Source organism: Thauera butanivorans (assembly GCF_048398245.1).
GTDB lineage: Bacteria > Pseudomonadota > Gammaproteobacteria > Burkholderiales > Rhodocyclaceae > Thauera > Thauera butanivorans.
Window position 1 is genome coordinate 1,303,770 of the sequence record NZ_CP183038.1, and the last position, 16,649, is coordinate 1,320,418.

General features: G+C 66.8%; 23 protein-coding genes and 2 pseudogenes. 6 read left to right on the forward strand and 19 right to left on the reverse strand.

Annotated elements, in window-relative coordinates:
• Positions 1-5: 5 nt before the first annotated feature.
• The 6 genes from ACNQFN_RS06250 to ACNQFN_RS06275 all read right to left on the reverse strand — a co-directional run bounded on the left by ACNQFN_RS06250 (position 6) and on the right by ACNQFN_RS06275 (position 3,376).
• On the reverse strand, positions 6-941 hold the full coding sequence (locus ACNQFN_RS06250; RefSeq protein WP_418648290.1) for a TIGR03756 family integrating conjugative element protein: 936 nt from the start codon (positions 939-941) through the stop codon (positions 6-8).
• Complete coding sequence (locus tag ACNQFN_RS06255) at positions 938-1,375, reverse strand: TIGR03757 family integrating conjugative element protein (RefSeq protein ID WP_418648291.1); 438 nt, start codon at positions 1,373-1,375, stop codon at positions 938-940. The genes ACNQFN_RS06250 and ACNQFN_RS06255 overlap by 4 nt, the downstream gene beginning before the upstream one ends.
• Before the next feature lie 121 nt (positions 1,376-1,496).
• Positions 1,497-2,066: a hypothetical protein gene (locus tag ACNQFN_RS06260; protein ID WP_418648292.1), complete on the reverse strand. Its 570-nt coding sequence runs from the start codon at positions 2,064-2,066 to the stop codon at positions 1,497-1,499.
• Positions 2,067-2,174: 108 nt separating this feature from the next.
• A complete protein-coding gene (radC, locus tag ACNQFN_RS06265) occupies positions 2,175-2,675 on the reverse strand; it encodes a RadC family protein (protein WP_418648293.1) in 501 nt (166 codons plus the stop codon).
• 187 nt (positions 2,676-2,862) lie between these two features.
• Positions 2,863-3,057 carry a hypothetical protein gene (locus ACNQFN_RS06270; RefSeq protein ID WP_418648294.1) on the reverse strand — a complete coding sequence of 65 codons (195 nt, stop codon included), beginning with the start codon at positions 3,055-3,057 and terminating at the stop codon, positions 2,863-2,865.
• Positions 3,058-3,151: 94 nt separating this feature from the next.
• Positions 3,152-3,376, reverse strand: coding sequence for a hypothetical protein (locus ACNQFN_RS06275; protein ID WP_418648295.1), 225 nt, complete (start codon positions 3,374-3,376; stop codon positions 3,152-3,154).
• Positions 3,377-3,610: 234 nt separating this feature from the next.
• Here ACNQFN_RS06275 and ACNQFN_RS06280 point away from each other — a divergent pair, with 234 nt between their 5' ends.
• Entirely contained in the window at positions 3,611-4,222 is a 612-nt protein-coding gene (locus ACNQFN_RS06280; protein WP_418648296.1) for a DUF6088 family protein, read from the forward strand.
• A complete protein-coding gene (locus tag ACNQFN_RS06285; RefSeq protein ID WP_418648297.1) occupies positions 4,215-5,234 on the forward strand; it encodes a nucleotidyl transferase AbiEii/AbiGii toxin family protein in 1,020 nt (339 codons plus the stop codon). The genes ACNQFN_RS06280 and ACNQFN_RS06285 overlap by 8 nt, the downstream gene beginning before the upstream one ends.
• Here ACNQFN_RS06285 and ACNQFN_RS06290 read toward each other — a convergent pair.
• The 4 genes and pseudogenes from ACNQFN_RS06290 to ACNQFN_RS06305 all read right to left on the reverse strand — a co-directional run bounded on the left by ACNQFN_RS06290 (position 5,218) and on the right by ACNQFN_RS06305 (position 5,901).
• On the reverse strand, positions 5,218-5,343 hold the full coding sequence (locus tag ACNQFN_RS06290) for a hypothetical protein (RefSeq protein ID WP_418648960.1): 126 nt from the start codon (positions 5,341-5,343) through the stop codon (positions 5,218-5,220). The genes ACNQFN_RS06285 and ACNQFN_RS06290 overlap by 17 nt on opposite strands.
• Positions 5,344-5,357: 14 nt before the next feature.
• Positions 5,358-5,495 (reverse strand): annotated as a pseudogene (locus ACNQFN_RS06295) (TIGR03756 family integrating conjugative element protein); the annotation flags it as partial.
• Positions 5,492-5,617, reverse strand: a pseudogene (locus ACNQFN_RS06300) (DUF1525 domain-containing protein); the annotation flags it as partial. The pseudogenes ACNQFN_RS06300 and ACNQFN_RS06295, both read right to left, overlap by 4 nt.
• A 29-nt stretch (positions 5,618-5,646) precedes the next feature.
• Positions 5,647-5,901 (reverse strand): antitoxin, encoded by a 255-nt coding sequence (locus tag ACNQFN_RS06305; protein ID WP_418648298.1) that lies wholly within the window; start codon positions 5,899-5,901, stop codon positions 5,647-5,649.
• A gap of 682 nt (positions 5,902-6,583) precedes the next feature.
• Here ACNQFN_RS06305 and ACNQFN_RS06310 point away from each other — a divergent pair.
• Both ACNQFN_RS06310 and ACNQFN_RS06315 read left to right on the forward strand, forming a co-directional pair.
• On the forward strand, positions 6,584-7,357 hold the full coding sequence (locus ACNQFN_RS06310) for a sulfite exporter TauE/SafE family protein (RefSeq protein ID WP_418648299.1): 774 nt from the start codon (positions 6,584-6,586) through the stop codon (positions 7,355-7,357).
• Positions 7,358-7,424: 67 nt separating this feature from the next.
• Positions 7,425-7,595 (forward strand): hypothetical protein, encoded by a 171-nt coding sequence (locus ACNQFN_RS06315; protein WP_418648300.1) that lies wholly within the window; start codon positions 7,425-7,427, stop codon positions 7,593-7,595.
• A 45-nt stretch (positions 7,596-7,640) separates the two neighbouring features.
• Here ACNQFN_RS06315 and ACNQFN_RS06320 read toward each other — a convergent pair whose 3' ends face one another.
• Positions 7,641-8,006: a winged helix-turn-helix transcriptional regulator gene (locus ACNQFN_RS06320; protein WP_418648301.1), complete on the reverse strand. Its 366-nt coding sequence runs from the start codon at positions 8,004-8,006 to the stop codon at positions 7,641-7,643.
• A 90-nt stretch (positions 8,007-8,096) separates the two neighbouring features.
• On the opposite strand from ACNQFN_RS06320, the gene ACNQFN_RS06325 reads away from it, so the two are divergent.
• Positions 8,097-8,423 carry a nuclear transport factor 2 family protein gene (locus ACNQFN_RS06325; RefSeq protein WP_418648302.1) on the forward strand — a complete coding sequence of 109 codons (327 nt, stop codon included), beginning with the start codon at positions 8,097-8,099 and terminating at the stop codon, positions 8,421-8,423.
• Positions 8,423-9,202: an SDR family oxidoreductase gene (locus tag ACNQFN_RS06330; protein WP_418648303.1), complete on the forward strand. Its 780-nt coding sequence runs from the start codon at positions 8,423-8,425 to the stop codon at positions 9,200-9,202. Before ACNQFN_RS06325 ends, ACNQFN_RS06330 begins: the two co-directional genes overlap by 1 nt.
• A 17-nt stretch (positions 9,203-9,219) precedes the next feature.
• Here the strand turns inward: ACNQFN_RS06330 and ACNQFN_RS06335 are convergent, their stop codons facing one another.
• The 8 genes from ACNQFN_RS06335 to ACNQFN_RS06370 form a co-directional block, all read right to left on the reverse strand.
• Positions 9,220-9,414, reverse strand: coding sequence for a hypothetical protein (locus ACNQFN_RS06335; protein ID WP_418648304.1), 195 nt, complete (start codon positions 9,412-9,414; stop codon positions 9,220-9,222).
• Between the two features lie 162 nt (positions 9,415-9,576).
• Positions 9,577-9,942 carry an SH3 domain-containing protein gene (locus tag ACNQFN_RS06340; RefSeq protein ID WP_418648305.1) on the reverse strand — a complete coding sequence of 122 codons (366 nt, stop codon included), beginning with the start codon at positions 9,940-9,942 and terminating at the stop codon, positions 9,577-9,579.
• A 112-nt stretch (positions 9,943-10,054) separates the two neighbouring features.
• The gene (locus tag ACNQFN_RS06345) at positions 10,055-12,901 is read right to left on the reverse strand and encodes a conjugative transfer ATPase (protein ID WP_418648306.1); all 2,847 of its coding nucleotides are present in this window, start codon (positions 12,899-12,901) and stop codon (positions 10,055-10,057) included.
• A 1-nt stretch (position 12,902) separates the two neighbouring features.
• On the reverse strand, positions 12,903-13,340 hold the full coding sequence (locus ACNQFN_RS06350; protein WP_418648307.1) for a TIGR03751 family conjugal transfer lipoprotein: 438 nt from the start codon (positions 13,338-13,340) through the stop codon (positions 12,903-12,905).
• Positions 13,321-14,724, reverse strand: coding sequence for a TIGR03752 family integrating conjugative element protein (locus tag ACNQFN_RS06355; protein ID WP_418648308.1), 1,404 nt, complete (start codon positions 14,722-14,724; stop codon positions 13,321-13,323). The genes ACNQFN_RS06350 and ACNQFN_RS06355 overlap by 20 nt, the downstream gene beginning before the upstream one ends.
• Positions 14,714-15,592, reverse strand: coding sequence for a TIGR03749 family integrating conjugative element protein (locus ACNQFN_RS06360; RefSeq protein ID WP_418648309.1), 879 nt, complete (start codon positions 15,590-15,592; stop codon positions 14,714-14,716). The genes ACNQFN_RS06355 and ACNQFN_RS06360 overlap by 11 nt, the downstream gene beginning before the upstream one ends.
• Positions 15,589-16,251 carry a PFL_4703 family integrating conjugative element protein gene (locus tag ACNQFN_RS06365; protein ID WP_418648310.1) on the reverse strand — a complete coding sequence of 221 codons (663 nt, stop codon included), beginning with the start codon at positions 16,249-16,251 and terminating at the stop codon, positions 15,589-15,591. The genes ACNQFN_RS06360 and ACNQFN_RS06365 overlap by 4 nt, the downstream gene beginning before the upstream one ends.
• The gene (locus ACNQFN_RS06370) at positions 16,248-16,646 is read right to left on the reverse strand and encodes a TIGR03750 family conjugal transfer protein (RefSeq protein WP_418648311.1); all 399 of its coding nucleotides are present in this window, start codon (positions 16,644-16,646) and stop codon (positions 16,248-16,250) included. The genes ACNQFN_RS06365 and ACNQFN_RS06370 overlap by 4 nt, the downstream gene beginning before the upstream one ends.
• Positions 16,647-16,649 lie beyond the last annotated feature (3 nt).

The following is a 16,649-nucleotide window of genomic DNA, read 5'->3' on the forward strand; positions in this document are numbered from 1 at the left end:
GGACCTCAGTCGAAATCGATGCTGCCCAGGAACGCCTGGCCGCGCTGCCGGCAGCAGGCATAGGGGCGCCACAGCGCCCAGGCGTAATCGCCGCGCTGCGCCTGCTCGCGCGTGTCGGCGTGGGGAAAGACCGTGCACGAACTGGACAGCGTCGGTGTGAGTTCCTGCCACTTGCCGGTCGAGGCGTCGCTCTCGACGAGTTCGCCGGCCGGCCAGTAGCCGTCGCGGGCATCGGCCAGCAGCGGCTGGTACACGTGGGGCTGGCTGCGCCGGGTGACGACGTCGCCGGCGCGCTGGGCGACCACCGCGCCGCTCATGTAATCGTCGGCCTGATGCAGGAAGCCGCCGCGCGGATAGACATTGCCCCACAGGTTGCGGTCCGAGCGCGTGCCGATCTCGCGCCGGCCGGGCATCAGGGCTTCCGGGTAGGCCATCTCCGGCACGTTGTAGCGCCATGCGACGGTGTCGAGGGTGCTCAGCAGATACGGCATGAAGGCCGTGCCGGCGCCTTCGCAGCTATAGCCGAAGGATGCAGCGAATTCGCTGAAAACCAGGCTGGCGGGATGGCCGATGACGTCCGCGTTCTTGAACCTGGCGAGATTGTTCTCGTGCTCCTCGTTGGTGGTGCCGTCGCCGCCGGCCCGAGCCGTGGCATTGGGCGGGCTCATTGCCCGCACCTCGGTCCAGGGGGATTCACCGGTGTTCGAGTAGCTGGAGACGACGGCATCGGGCACGTAGTGCCGTACCTTCACCGAGGTGCGCACCGAGCAGCCGCCATAGGTGCAGTAGAGCCAGTAGCAGATGCCCACGACCCGGTATTCCAGGCAGTCGGGCGACAGTGCCGATGACACGATGGTCGCGGTGTCGAGCGCGAACGACGACGGTGCGCCCGCCAGCAGGGCGGCGGCGATGCCGGTGCGCAGGCGGCGGGCGGGTTTCACCGTTGCGCCCGCCGGTAAGTCTCGATGCGGGCAACCGACTTGGCCACGTCGGGTTCGCCATAAACCACGTAGCGCCGGTCCACGACCACCGCAGGAAGGGTGGTGACGCCCAGACTCCACGCATCGGCCACGCCCTGGTAGGCCGCCCCGATGCGCTGCTGCAGTGCGGTGCCGCCTGCCTTCAAGCGCCGCCGCACGACTGCGGCCGCCTCGCCGGGACCGGCCGGCAGGTTCGCCGCCAGTTCGGCCTCGATGCGCGCCGGGCCGTCGAGTTCGATGACTCGGGCATGGGGCGGTGCTTGCACCGGGCGGCGGCTGTCGGTGACGACGATCAACTCGCCCGCCAGAGCGCGCGCGCTGAGCAGCACCGTGCCCAATCCAAGAACGAGCGGGTTTCGCCAGGCAGCGAAGGGGTGAGGGCGCAGAGCCGGCATATCGAACCACCGTGAAATCGATGGGTGGCAGTCGACACCCAGGGCGGTTCTGAAGCGACAAGGAAACGGAAACCGGTCCGCCCGCTTTGTCGGGAGGCGGGAGCCGAAGCTCCCGCGGGGATCATGTTGCGGCGGCCAGCAGCGCCTTGCGGGCATGTTCGCGCCAGCACCTGTCCACCAGCCGGCCTTCGAGAAGACGCGCCCGCCGACACAACTCTTCAGCGGTGCAGAAGTTGTCCCAGCCGGTCTCGTAGGCGGCTTCGTCGTGCAGCTTGCCAGCTTCCCTGATGACCTCTTCGGCCTCGAGATCCGAGGCGACCGGCGGACACCAGCGGACACGGCCCTCCCGGGCCTCTCCGGCGAGAACGTGGCGTCCGTCACGATCCCGGATGACGAACAGCGCGGGCGCGAAACTCAGGGCATCGCAGTCGTCGCCGCAGGCGGGGTCGTCCTGTGACAGCCAGGCCTCGGCCAGCGCCATGGCCTCCTCGATCAGGCCGCACTGGCCGACGTCGACGACACAAGGCGCCCGCCAGGTACCAAGGGCGGGGTCGTCTTCGAGATATTCGGCCTCCCCCCGGCAGATGACGTTGAACTGGCGCCAGAACACGTCCTCCCGGAGGTAGGAGCCGGCACGATAGGGATTGGCCACGAAGCGCACGCCGTCGAAGAGATGAATCCTGGGTTGCATGATGTGCTCCTTGGAAAGGGAGCGGACGCCGGCCGACCCGTGCGGGCCTGATGGATGCCCGTACGGGTTGGAGGGGATGCGCCGGGCGCGGCGCGGTGGTGAGTACGGCTACAGCAAGCCGGTCTCGGCAAACGAATACGGGGTGCCCCGGCCGATGATGAAGTGGTCCAGCACGCGGATATCGACGGTGGCCAATGCATCCTTGATCCGGCCGGTAAGTGAAATGTCGGCGGGGCTGGGCTCGATCACCCCGGAGGGGTGGTTGTGGGCGAGGATCACGCAGGCGGCATTGAGCGCCAGGGCGCGCTGAACGACCACCCTGGGGTACACCGTGGTCGTGTTGATCGACCCATTGAACAAGGGCTCGCAGGCAATGACCTGATGGTGGGCGTTGAGAAAGACGACGGCGAAGACCTCCCTGGGCTCGGCCATCAGCTTCAGGCGCAGGTAGTCGCGCACCTCGGCGGGGCTGCCCAGCGCAGGCCCCGTCTTGAAGAGGCGGTTTTCCAGCAGGGCGATGGCCTGCCGGATGATCCAGTCATCGCTCGGGGAGATGGGATGGATGTTCGATCCCGCACGGGAATCTTCGGCGGTGAGCACAGGGGACATGGCAACCTCCAATGGATGAAATCGGAGGCGCCCCCGGGAGGACGAGTCCTCCGAAGGATGGCGAGAAGATGAAACGGGTGAAGAGCGGGCATCCGCCACCTGGCGGTGGCTGTTCGCGCGAGGGATGCGGGGCGAACGGGGGTGACCAGCACGCGCGAAAGCGGTGCCGTAGCCTTGAAGATCGTGGCTACCTGGGCATGTCGTCGACGGGGTCGGCAGGCATGGCTATGGATTCTGTGGAGCCGGATGAGTGGGCGATGGCCGGTGCATCGGACGCAAGCGGATCGGGCACTGACAGCAGCGCATCACCCTGGATCAAGCCGTGCAGCAGCGGCTGACCGGCGGGCGTTTCCAGGCACACGTTGATGCGCAAGTCGAGCATGCCGGCAGAGCCGTATGGGCCAACAATCCGGCACGGTGCCATCCCGGTTGTCGTTCGGCTTCCGGGCGCGAGAAAGGCACCCCATCCCGACGCCTCAAACGGACGCCGAACAGGCCTGCTTTGACTCGTTCTCGCCAGCGGGAGCGGGACGGGTCTCGACCAGTTGCTGCCCATGCGGCAGGAGACTGGCGGGTCCCTTGAAGGTGAAGTCGCATTCCGGACAGACCCAATAGTCGCTGGTCTCTCCGAACGCACGCTCGAACCGGTCTATGGCGACCGGGGTATGGCAGCTCGGGCAGTTGAAGTGGGTCGTGCTCATGATAGTTCCCCTTGGGCTGTAATTTTATACACTGATCGAGGCTGCGCAAGCTGGACCTGTTCAATCGGATGCTCCTTGCACGGCCGGCACGCGCGCTGAATGATCACGCGGGGATGGACTTTGACGCTGTCGAGCGTGCTTTCTGAACCGCGTTTCTCAGGCACGGCCCCGGTTTTGCATGGCTTGCAGGTTGTTAGATTTTTATGGAGAATATTAAACAGAATGGAGGTCATGATGAGCACCGCCCAGGCCATACGCGAACGCATCGCGGCACACCCCGCCGGCGAGCCCTTCACCCCCGCCCTGTTCGCGGGGTTGGGGTCGCGTGCGGCCATCGACCAGACCCTGATGCGGCTCACCCAGGCCGGCCGGATCGAGCGCATCGGGCACGGCCTGTACAGCGTGCCCAAGGCGGGGCGCTTCGGCGTCAAGGCCATGCCGGCCCCCGAGAAGGTGGCGCGGACGGTGGCGGCGAACGAGGGGGCGACCATTGAGGTGCATGGCGCCGAGGCCGCGCGGCGCTTCGGCTTTTCGACGCAGGTGCCGGCACAGCCGGTGTTCTGCACCTCGGGGTCGTCGCGCACGGTGCGTCTGGGTAGGATGGTGGTGCGTCTGCAGCACGTGGCACCGCGCAAGCTGGTGCTGGCGGGACGGCCGGCGGGGCAGGCGCTGTCCGCGCTGTGGTATCTGGGCCGTGGCCAGGTCACCCCGGCGACGTTCGGGCGCATCGCCGAGAAGCTGCCGGCGGCCGAGTTCGAGGCCCTGCGTGAGGCCAAGTCCTCGATGCCGGCCTGGATGGTGGCAGCGCTGGCCGGCTATGAGCGCGGCGAGCTCAGGCATGGCTGAGCCCCCCGTCCGCTACTTCGATCTCGCCCCGGCGGAGCAGGCCGAGCTGCTGTACGGTCTGGCGCCGGTGCTGGGGCGCCGCGCCGAAATCCTGGAAAAGGACATCTGGCTGTGCCTGGCGCTGGGCATCCTGTTCAGCCTGCCAGGCCGCCGGCCGATGGCGTTCAAGGGCGGCACGTCGTTGTCCAAGGTCTATCAGGCCATCGAACGCTTTTCCGAGGACATCGATGTCACGGTCGATTACCGCAGCCTGGTCGAAGACGCGCCCGATCTGGCGGCGCTCGCCAGCAACAGCCAGCGAAAGAAGCTGTCCGATGCGCTCAAGGCGGCGCTGGCGGAGCACGTGACTGCCGAACTGCTGCCGGCGCTGCGCGAGGCCCTGGCGCAGGCCCTGCCGGGGCAGGAGATCGCCGTCGAGATCAGCGAGGACGCGGAAAAACTCTGGCTCTATTATCCGAGCGCCGTGGAGAATGCAGACGCCTACCTGCGTCCGAGCGTGCTGATCGAATTCGGCGGGCGCAATGCCACCTTGCCGCAGGACACCCTGGAAATCGTGCCCGATGTGGCCGTGCATGTGCCGGGTCTGGCATTTCCGGCCGCGCAGGTCGCGGTGCTGTCGCCCATGCGTACTTTCTGGGAAAAGGCGACGCTGATCCATGTCGAATGCCATCGCCCGGATCTTCGGGCGGGGGCCGAGCGGCTGTCGCGGCACTGGTACGACCTGGCGCGGCTGGCCGACCACGAGGTCGGCCGCAAGGCCATGGCCGATGTCGAACTGCTTCGCGACGTGCTGAGCATCAAGGAGACGTTCTACCGCAGCGGCTACAGCCGCTATGACCTTTGCCTGACGGGGAGCCTCAGGTTGATCCCGGCGCCGGCGCAGCTCGACGTTTTGCGGGAGGACTACCAGGCCATGATTTCCGCGCAGATGTTCTACGGCGACCCCCTGCCGTTCGAGCGCATCGTCGAGCGCCTGGCTGCCCTGGAGCAGGAGATCAACCAGGGGCGGTGAGCGCATCCGGATCGGTGTGCAGGGCCAGCGGTTCGATGCCGCGGGCGCGGTCGATCATCTCGGCGATCCTGAGCGCCGCGTCCAACTCGCCAATGCCGTACTGTTGCATCAGGCGGTAACGTTTCCCACGACCCGGTATTCCAGGCTGTCGGGCGACAGGGCCGAGGACACGATGGTCGAGGTGTCGAGCGCGAACGAGGGCGAGGCGGCCGTCAGCAGAATGCTGGCGATGCCGCTGCGCAGACGGCGAGCGTGGTTCATCGCTGCGCCCTCCGATAATGCTCGATGTGGGCGACGGCCTTGGCCACGTCGGGTTCGCCATAGACCACGTGACGCCGGTCCACGACCACCGCGGGAAGGGTGGTGACGCGCAGATCGGCGGCGGCGCCCCGGGTGAGGCGGTAGGGGAGCGTCACGCCCGGCTTTCCCGGCGCAGCACGTCATTGGCCACATCGGCGATGCTGGCTTCCACCAGCTCGCCGCGCTCGGCTTCGGCGATGCGCTCGGCAAGCAGGGCTTTCAGCGCCTGGAGCGCCTCGTCCTCCCCCTGGGCCGAAGGGAACAGGCGTTCCAGCGTGTATTGCTTGATGCTCTTGCCTTCCAGTGCGGCCTTGGCCTTGAGAGCCTGGTGCTGCTGCTCGGTCACCTCGATGGTCAAGCGGCTCATGGGGGTTCTCCATCGGTCGGCTGCCAGGGTGTCCAATATCGCACAAATGTGGGTATGTAAAAAATCACAATGGCCCTCTTCGCTTTCGCCGATATGCGTTTCAACTGGTGAACAAGGGAAGAGGGCGCGCCTGGTGAGGGCCGGATGCGCACGGCCGCCAGCAGCGAATCGGGCGGAAAGCCGCTCCAGGTTTGACGTTCCGCGCCCACGCTGTCGCGCAGCTTGGACGGGCAGCGGGCTGCTTCAGATGCACCAGGAATAACTCATTCGTCGTTTAGAAGAAAAAATCTTAGAGGGGTTGGAGTTTGTCAATGGCATAAAATATAAGTGCGAATCACCCTCAGTACGACAACTTTGCGACGTAATCGACCGCGACAGTTGCGCCGTGGCCAGTTCGTGAAGGGCCGCCCTGGAGCGGGGCGGGCAAGACGCTCCATGCGTTCTTAATCCCTCAATTCGATGCGACACTGGCGCCTTCCGGGCTTGTTGATTCTCGTATCGCCGATACGATAATTCCGGCGCGGCAGTCTTCTCAATCGTAGGCATCCCCTGCGTTCCGGCGTCGGGCTTACGAGCTGCCTGCCGGGAAATCCCAGACAGCGTCTCGGAATTTCACCTTCTCCGAACTGGCGTAGGTCTTCACGCTGCTGCATCAGCAGTAGCTGATCTGGCCTTTGTAAAGATGAAGCTCAATGGCGGAGCGTTGCCTACATTGGACAATGAAGCGATCTGGTTGGGGTCAGCGTTTCTCGGCATTGCCCTGATCTATGCAGCGGTAGGTCAGGCCGGGGCATCGGGCTACATTGCAGCGATGGCGCTGCTCGGCTTCGCACCGCTGGCCATGAAGACGACAGCGCTCGCCCTGAACCTACTCGTCGCGGCGATAGGCACCTTCTATTTCTTCAGAGCCCGGCGGTTGTCGTGGCGGAATGTCTATCCTTTCGCCGTGCTCGGGTTTCCCTTTTCTTTGCTTGGCGGTGCGGTCCAACTGCCCGAAGCGGTCTATTTTCCGGTTGTCGGGGTGATCCTCATCCTCTCGTCGCTCCAGATGGCGCGAACTGCCATCGGGAAGGGGGCAACAAGTGCCGCTTCGCCGTCAGCGCCACCGTTCTGGGGAGCCCTGGCGACAGGGGCGGTCATCGGTTGCGTATCCGGAACCACGGGAACCGGGGGCGGCGTATTCCTCGCTCCTGTGATCCTTGCCATGAACTGGGGAACAGCACACCAGACCGCTGCGACGACGGCTGTCTACAATCTCATGAATTCGGCCGCCGCCTTGTTGGGTGCCTATGCCTACTGGGGGCAGATTCCCGCATCCCTGCCAGGATGGCTCTTGGCTGTTGCCGTTGGGGGGTCGATAGGCGCGTTCGTCGGCAGTCGGTATCTCTCGGAGCGCTGGCTTCGTGGCATCCTCGCTCTGCTGTTGCTGGTTTCCGGGGTCAAACTGGTGTTGTAGGGACTTCAGGCGTGTTCCTGGGGCAGTCGTACTTGCGTGCGACCGTGTTCTCGAACCGTGCTGCCGGATGCCGAGCTGGGGCCACGACGAGGTGTTCGAACCGGGCAAGCCCGGCATCGTCGCGCCGCAGGTCGAGCACTTCGTCGAGCCCCAGGGGCCGATGCGCATGTACGTCGAGTTCCACGCGCTGCCCGAGCAGGGGCCGGCCGAGCCGCACACCCCGCGCGGGAAGGAGTGAGGAATGCGCCGCCGGGGCGGCGGCGCCCGTCGATCAACGGAGTCCTCAGACGATGGTCTTCCCGTCCGGGACGTCCTTCGATAGCAAGGCTTCGCGCTGTTCCGCCCATTGCAGCATCGCATCCAGCGCAGGACACAGGGCTTGCCCCCATTCTGTTAGACGGTACTCGACCTTTGGGGGTACCTGCGGATACAGCTTTCGCGCGACGATTCCATCGGCTTCCAGTTGCCGCAACTGCTGGGCCAGCATCTTCTGCGAAATGCCTGGGATCAACTTCTCCAAGTCCGAATAGCGCTGCACTTTTCCATCGAACAGGTGGAAAAGAATGATCAGCTTCCATCGACCTTCCAGTAGCCGAAGCGCTTCCTCGACGCCCAGTGCAGCCGTTGCCGGCGTGTATGTCTTCCTCATGCCTCAGTCACTTACTTTTTGGTGCGTTCTTGATGAGTGGATAGTCTATGACGAAAATACCTGTACAGAAAATCCAGCGAGAACGCGACCATGACCCTCTCTCTGCCAGATCCCGTTTCCACCTATTTCGAGGTCAGCAATGGCTCGGACATCGCTCGACTCACCCGTTGCTTCGCGCCCGATGCGGTCGTGGTTGACGAGGGCCGCACCTACCGGGGCCACGACGCCATCCAGTCCTGGCAGCGTGAAGCACAGAAGAAGTTTCAGTACACCGTCGAGCCTGTCAGCATCTCCCGAGACGGTTATCGGCTGACGGTCACGGCACAGGTCGCCGGCAACTTCCCTGGCAGCCCGGCGCGACTCGACCATGTGTTCGTTCTGGCGGGAGACAGGATCGCGTCACTGGAGATCGGCTGATGTCCATGCACTTGGAACTGCAAGGCAAGCGCGTGCTGGTGACCGCGGGCACCAAAGGTATCGGAAAGGCCGTCGTCGACCTGTTCCGCGAACTCGGGGCGAGGGTGCTTGCGACGGCACGGGAGCAGCCGGCCGATGCGTCAGCCGACCGCTTCGTGGCGGCTGACCTGACCACGGTAGAAGGTTGCGACCGCGTGGCGAGCGCCGTCGCTGCCCACTTCGGAGGCGTGGACATCATCATCCATGTCCTGGGCGGCTCGTCGGCACCTGGCGGAGGCTTCGCGGCATTGGGTGAAGACGAGTGGCAACGCGAACAGAATCTCAACCTGCTGCCTGCCGTTCGCCTCGATCGCGCGTTGCTGCCCGGCATGCTGGCGCAAGGCGCAGGCGTCATCGTTCATGTCACCTCGATCCAGCGCGAGCTTCCCCTGCCGGAATCGACCACCGCCTACGCGGCTGCGAAGGCCGCGCTCTCGACATACAGCAAGAGCCTGTCGAAGGAAGTCTCGCCCAAAGGCGTTCGCGTCGTCCGGGTAGCGCCTGGGTGGGTGGAGACCGAGGCATCTGTGGCCATGGCGGAACGACTCGCCTTGCAGGCAGGCACCGACTACGAGGGCGGCAAGCAAATCATCATGAATTCGCTGGGGGGAATCCCATTGGGACGGCCATCGAAGCCCATCGAGGTGGCAAACCTCATCGCCTTCCTGGCATCCCCGCGCGCGGCAACGATCACCGGAACGGAGTACGTGATTGATGGGGGCACGATTCCCACCGCATAGCCGGGCCGGCCGCCGGATCAGCTCAGGTGGTTGTGGATGAGCCCGTGCTGCGCCGGCGTCAGGAAACACACCGGCTGTTCTTGCAGCACGACGGTTTCACCGTTGAACCACACCAGATCGGCCAGGCCATCGCCCCAGTGCAGCCGTGCTTCGCGGAATACGAGGACCTCGCGCTGCTCGTGACCGGTATCCACATCCTGCAGGCTGGACACGGCCCGCGCGGTGATCCAGAGCCATTCCCTGGCCGGCGCAGCCGGGCCAGCGAGGGGGCGTGGCGCCGGATCTCGACGAGGCAACCGCGGGGCGAGTGAAAGACGCGTGCAACGTCGTAGCTGTTCGGGTTCATGCCTGACCACCCCAGTGCCCGGCGCGAGTCATGGTTGGGATTCCTGCAGATTGGCGAGGGGAACCCAGCCCGATTCCGAGCGGGCGGGGTCTTCGCACCAGGCCCACCCGTTGAGCATTCTTGAACCGAGAAGCACGTCTCCCACGCGCACATCGAGTTCTCTCGCCGTGTAGTCCTCGCGCGCACGTGCGTTGGCGCCACCGATGAACTCGATGATCTGGGCCGGCACCCAGCCACCTTGCTGCCCTGGCGTGTTGCAGAAGAACCAGTTGTTCCAGCCCTCCGGCCCCTCATACTTTTCGCCGACGCTCAGAGGGGCGCCTTTGGTGAAGGTGATCGGTTCCGGGTACTCGCTTGCATGGTCTTGGGTGACAACGAATCGTTTGGTTTCCATCAGCACAACCCCCAGGTTAACCGTCGATTCTTAGGAAATGTCGCGGGGTTGTCCACACTCCGTTTCTCCTGAAGCTGGGTTTCGATTTCTGTGAATGAGCGTGTCTGCAGGCTTACCACAGCGCCGGGGTTTCGATTCCCCGGGAACGGTCGATCTGCGCGGCGATGCGGATGGCGGCATCCAGTTCGCCGATGCCGTATTGCTGCATCATCCGGTAGCGCTCGGCTTTCTCTTCGGGTTCCGTTTGCGCGAGTGCGAGGTACAGGCTCGGCGGCACTGCGCGGAACAGCAGTTCCATGCTGCGCGAGAGAATGACCCCCTCCGAGAACTTCCCCGATTCCTTCCTGGCCGAGCGCATCAGCGCCTTTTGTGCCGGCGTGAGTTCGCGGAACCGTGCGATCTTGTCGACTTCGTCCGGCGGCATGCTGAGGCAGATCCACCACTCGATCATGTTGAGCAACACTTCCGCCTCGCGTGGCAGATCGTCCAGGTTCTGCGTCGCCAACCAGAACCACGCGCCCAATTTCCGCCACATTTTCGTGATCTTGACGATGTAGGGGGCCAGCAGCGGGTTCTTGGTGATGATGTGGCCCTCGTCGGTGACGGAGAGGATGGGGCGTCCCAGGAACTGGTCGCGCTCGGCGATGTTGTTGATGGTGTTGATCAGGCTGATGTACGCGATCGAGAGCTGGGCGTTGTAGCCTTCCCTGGCATACGTCGCCAGATCGACGATGGTGATGTCCGCTTCCGGCCACGGCGTGCCCGGGCGGTCGAACATCTCGCCGTCCGCGCCCTGGGTGAAGATGTCCATCGCATCGGCCATCTCCAGCAGCCGGGTGCGGCGGATGTCCGGCAGGCTCGTGTCGGCCCCGCGTTCGCGTAGCGCGTCGCGCACGTCGCGCGTCAGCACCGAGTGCCGGGCATCGTGGCAGTGCCGGGCGGCGTCGAGGATGCACTGGCGGATCAGGCTGCGGTCGGCGCGCGTCATGCGGGCTTCCTCGCGCTCTTCGCCGCCGGTGATCATCAGCCGCGCGGTGATCTCAAGCTCGCCGAGCACGTCGCGCTGTTCGTCGCCTTCGGTTTCGTCGTCTTCGTCGAGCGCGTCGGCGTCGAGGGTGTGGACCTGGGCGGGCGTGTCGACCAGGCGCCAGGCGTCGGCGAACGGGGCCAGGCTGACGCCCGAGCCGGGCGCCAGTTTCACGCGATGGACGGTGAGCCCGAGCCGGGAGGCGAACTCGCCGAACAGGCCGAACGAGTTGCCGGCCTCCACCACGAAGAGGCGCGGCCGGTAGATCGCCACGACCTGGATGAGCAGGTTGTTGAGCGTGGCGCTCTTGCCGCTGCCGGTGGGGCCGAACAGGAACAGGTGCGCGTTCATCTGCCGGTCCAATCTGTTCAGCGGGTCGACGGTGAGGATTCCGCCGCCGCGGTTGAACAGGGTGTTGCCGGGGTGGCCCGTGCCCTGGCTGCGGCCCCACAGCGCTGCCAGGTCGACCGCGTGCTGGACCCACATCAGTTGCGTGTACCACTGCCGCCGGTCCTTGGCCGGGTCGTACACGCACGGCAGCCAGCGCAGATAGGTGTTGAGCGGTGCGACTTCGTCTTCTTCCCGGACGGGCTGCAAGCCGGCGTTGAGCAGCACGTTGCCCAGTTGCAGGCCGCGCGCATCGAGCTGGGCCGGATCGCGCCCGCGCAGGTAGAAGGTGAGTGCGCCGCGATACAGCTTGTGTGCGCTGCCGATCAGGCTGCGGGCCTGCTCCACGTCGTGGCGGGCCTGCTCCGATGCCAGGGTTTCACCGACTGCCTTGCGGGCGAGGTGGTTCAGGTGCGCTTCGAGCACATCCTGCGGCGTCACCACGAGCGTGAGGCACATCACGGTGTCTTCCGGCATCTGGTCGAACACGGCATTGATGGCGTCGCCGCCCTTGCGCGTCTCGCCGGTGAGATGTCCGGTGGAGGGCGGCGCGCGCAGGCGGTCGACCGCGATGGCGCGATGGGGCAGGCCGTCGAAGTACCACAGGCCTTCGGCGGCATCCGATCGCGGCTGGCCGAAGAACAGGCGCTGGGCAAAATCGGTGCCGCTGGCCAGTTCGATCTCGCCGGGCTCGGTTTCCTCCGGATAGCGCGTCAGCGCATGGAAACGTTCGCGGTCCTCGGCGGCCGGGCCGAGCAGCGTCGGGTGGGGGTTGAACCAGCGCAACAGCCATTCGTGGATGTCGGCCGCGCCCAGGCGCCGCGCCTTGACGCCGGCATTGACGAGCCCGCCGACGAGGCGGTCGCAGACCGTGTTCAGTGCCTGTTCGGGGGACTGCCCGCGGCGGGCCGGCGTCTGGCCGACGCGCCGATAGACGACCATGCGCGTGCGCCGGGTCTGGCCGCGCCACCGCAGACGGGAGACGGTGTTGTCCTCGAACAGCCCGCCGGGTTTCGAGATGGCGCGCAGGTGGTGCTCGAAATGGCGCAGGTAGAACTCGGTGAAGGCACTGCCTTTGGCACGGGGATGGATGTAGTTGCGCAGACCTTCCAGGTAGCGGTCCCAACGGGTTTCGTCCTGCGCGTAGAGCTGGATCACCCAGGGGTTGTCGTCCAACTCGTCGAAGGCATCCTGCAGCGCGTTTTCCAGCGTGTCGCGCACCTGCAGCAGCCACTCGGGTTCGCGGCCTTCGGTGCCGACCGGGACCAGTTCGAAGAACGCAGCGACCGAGGCGCCGTCTTCGAGCAGCATGCAGCCGGAATCGGGGAGGTATTCGACCCATGGCAGCAGGTCGGCGAAGGACGGAGCGACGTGGTACAGCGCCTGTTCGTCCGCGGCGGTGGCGGGTCGGCGTGCGGGGTCGCGCACGGTGCCGGGCTCGGGGATGCCGTGGGCGCGCAGCTCGGCGACGTGACGCGTCCAGGCGTCCGGCGGCGCCGCGTCCGCTTCCGGGCGGCGGCGCGGCTTGAGCAGCGGCCAGGCCACCTCAGTAGTCCTCGGTCCGTTCGCCGGGCAGGGCGTACTGCACCCGCTGGTACAGCGGAAACACGGTGCTGTAGCCAGGCACCGGCACTGGGTCCGTGCCGGCCAGATGCGGGAACACGTAGATCACCAGATCCGGGTTTGGCAGGCGGTGGAACTGGCGATGAATCTCGTTCTGCGCAGTCCGTGTGTAGCGGGCCTGCTCGCCGGGTGCAGCCTGCACGTCGGTACCGGTCAGGGGCCGGCGCAGGGACTGGCGGGCGTCGAGCAGTTGCCGGGCGGCCAGGCCGCCCGCGCCGCCGCCGGTCTCGACGTTCCAGATGTCGCGCATCGTGCGATCGTCGTGGGTCAGCAGTGCTTCCTTGCTGGTGGCGCAACCGCCCAGCGCGAGGGCGAGGGCCAGGGCCAGCACCGCGAGGCGGTCAGTCCAGATCAGGCGCATGGGAGGGACCTCCAGGGCGGTGATCGACGCGGCGCCCGGCCGGGTCGTAGTCGATGGCAAGCGGTTGTTCGAGATGGACGGCGACGCGGGCGCCGGGCTTGACGTAGATGGCGGCAAACGCCTGCCCATAGAGTTTGTTGACCCACTGCGACATGTCCTGCACGCCGCCGGCGAGGATGCGGCCCATGGCCTCGTTGCCCGTGATGCCCACGGTGCCGATCGAGCCGTCGGCCCCCACATAGGCCATGCGGCCGCTGTCCGAATCGATCAGCGAGGCGGCGCCGGCACCGGCGGCGGTGATCAGCGCATGGGTGCCGAGATACTGCCGGGCATTGCTGCGCCGCTCGCCGGACACGCAGGGAATGCCGTAGGGGTCGCTGATCCAGCCCAGACCGTCGGTGGTGTTGCTCTGCCGGCGGCGGCTTCCTTCGCTGTCCTCGGGAATGGTGAGGATGGTTCCGTCGTTGAACACGAACGTGACACTGCGAATCTGGCCGCGCACGCACGAGAGCGTCCAGTCGCCGGAGGCCGTGCCGCTCATCACCGCTCCGGCGACATCGGGAATGTCGATGCCGTTCGCGGTGAGATTGTCGGCGCCGATCAGCACTTTGAACGGGAACGGGTCATTGACCGTGCCGTCCACCGGCACCCGGCCGATCAGCGCAGTCATGGAGATCGAGCCCATCAGCGTGCTGTTCGTCGGCACGGTGTAGACCGCCTGGGCGGCCGGGGCGCCGACCGCGCGGCGATCGGCTTCCACCGCCGAGCCGGCGGCGGTTTCCAGCGTCTTCTGCGCCGGCCCGAAGCGGGTCGGGAAGCTGAAGCTGCCGCCGGAGTCGCGGCGCCTGCCGTCTTCGCGTGCATCGTCCGGTTCGATCCAGCGCACGGCCTCGCCGCCGAAGCCGGCGCCGTCGCCCGGTTCGAGCCCGAGGCCGACGGGCAGCTCGGCGTCTGCGCGGCCGATGCCGTCGAGCCGCTGCTGCAATTCCTGCAGCAGCCCCTGGGTACGCTGGCGTTCGGTGGTGACCTGTTCGCGGTCCTGGCGCAACTGGCTGCGCTCGGTTTCCAGCGCGCTCTGGATGCGCCGGTCGATGGCACCTTCGCGCTGGCGCAGGCGTTCGTTCTCCTCGCGCTGGGCCTTGTTCTCGGTCAGTGCGCTCTGCAGCTCGGTGCGCAGTTGCCGCACCTGGGCGACGAGGGTCGCCACGGTGTCGCGCGGGGTGTCGCCCTCGACGCCGAGAAGCTGGGCTTCCTCGGGGGTGAGGCGTGCCCCCGCATCACGGGCGGGCGGCTGGCCGCCGCCGGAGAACAGCTTGACCGCGGCGAAGACGAGCAGCAGTGCAAACGGGATCAGCAGCCATTTCAGCAGGCCGTTACTTTGCATTTCGGCCTCCGTCGTCGAAGCCGGGCACCGGCAGGTTGAGGGCGGCGTCGACCGGGGCGATGGCCGGCAGCAGGGCCTGGGCCAGGCCGTGGCCGCGGGTGACGAGATAGACGACAGTGGTGTCCTCCGGCGTGCCGGCCGGACCCAGCGTGGCGTGCTGGAAGGTGGCGGTCATGAAGCTGCCCTGCAGCGCGCGCGGATCGAGGTCGAGTCCGTGCGCGGCAGTGTTGCGCAGGCGCACGGCGCTGACCCACAGATCGTCCAGCCGCCACGCCGCCAGCCCTTCGGCCCGCACCGGCAGGGTCGGCAGCAGGCTGTGCAGCGGCAGGTCGCGGCGCAGGTTCACCCGCGTGATGCCCGGCACGGGTTCGATGGTGCGCAGGGGGGCGTACAGGCTTTGCGCGGCATGGCGGGTCAGCACCACGGGCACCGGCGTGGGGCGCTGCGGTGGTGTGGCGGCCGTCCCCGGCGTGTCCGCGGCCGGGTCGCCATGGCCGGGCGGCCCGTGCTCGATGATACGCACCGGTTCCAGCGGAGGCCGGCCTTCCTGCGCCGGCTCGGCGGCGATGTCGATCAGGATCACCGTGCCGGTGTCGGCGTCCTGCAGTTGCAGGCGAGTCGGTTCGATCGGTTCGCTGGCGCGCAGGTAGACCGTGCCGGCGGCGCTCTGCACGCGCAGGCGCGTACCGATCGATGCGGGTACGCCCACGCGCACGTTGCGGTCGATGAAGATCACCCGTTCCTGGTCGACGACGAGCGGTACGGCCAGCGGCAGCCGCTCCCAGCGCAGAATTTCCACGGCGTGGCCCGCGGTGGCGAGCAGGGCCAGCGCAAGCGCCACGAAGGCGTGCGGTACGAGGCGCTTCATGGTGTGTCTCCCTGGAGCGGGGCCAGGTCGGCCGGTGCGGCGATGCGCTGGGGGGCGCCTTCGTAGCAGTCGATCATGAGACCGAACGGGTTGCGCGCCGGGTCGACGTCTACGCGTGCGACCTTGAGGGGATAGCGCACGAAGGCGCGTTTCACTTGTTCGCTGGCGTAATACTCGTCGGCGGTGACGTCGAGGGTGACCACCCACTCGCGGTTGGAAACGGTGCGCACGCGCAGCGCGGGATCGTCACCGTAGCCTCGGCCGGGGATTTCGTAGATGCCGCGCACGCGCCGGCGCAGCTCGCCGGCATTGCGGCGGTATTCGTAGTCGTGCTGGAGGAAGACCCGGCACGCGGGGGTAAGGTACGGCGAGAGCACGTGGAGGTTGCGCGGATAGTCCTCGTCGCCATTGGTCGGCCAACGCTGCACCTGCTGCCAGACATAGAAGGTGAACGCATAGACCGACTCGGGTGGCACTTCCCACCATTTCCGGGTGCTGCCCGAGCGCAGGTCAGGCGGCACGTGGATCGTGAGATCGCGCGGCGCGCTCCACCAGCCGCCGCCCATCACCAGCGCCAGCACGAGCAGGGCGCAGGCGCCCGCGCGCAGGGTCCGGATGTGCGCCTGCAGGCGCTCGACCTCGTTCTTGAACCGGCTCACGGTGCCGTGCTCCTGCGCGTGCTCCACCGGCCGGAGCGGGTGATCAGTGCGTGGCCGCCAATGAAGGGGGCGAGCAGCGGCTGGCGCAGGGCCACCCGCCACTGGAGTTGCCGGTACAGCCAGGTGTCCGGCCGGCCCCGCTTGAGCCGGCGCAGCGCACCGCCGCCGGCGAACACACCGACGGCGACCGCCAGCACGATGGCGGTCGGGGCGACGGCGATGGTGGCAAGCGCGATCGCCAGGGGCACGCCCGCAGCCAGGCCGAGCACGCTCGACAGGCCGGTGCAGATCCACAATTCGTCCGCGGTCAGGCCGCGCACCACCACCGGGTGACGGTTCAAGCGGTGCGGCAGGAACGCCACCGTCCCGTCCGGGCGGATGTCCTGGTCAGTCATGGC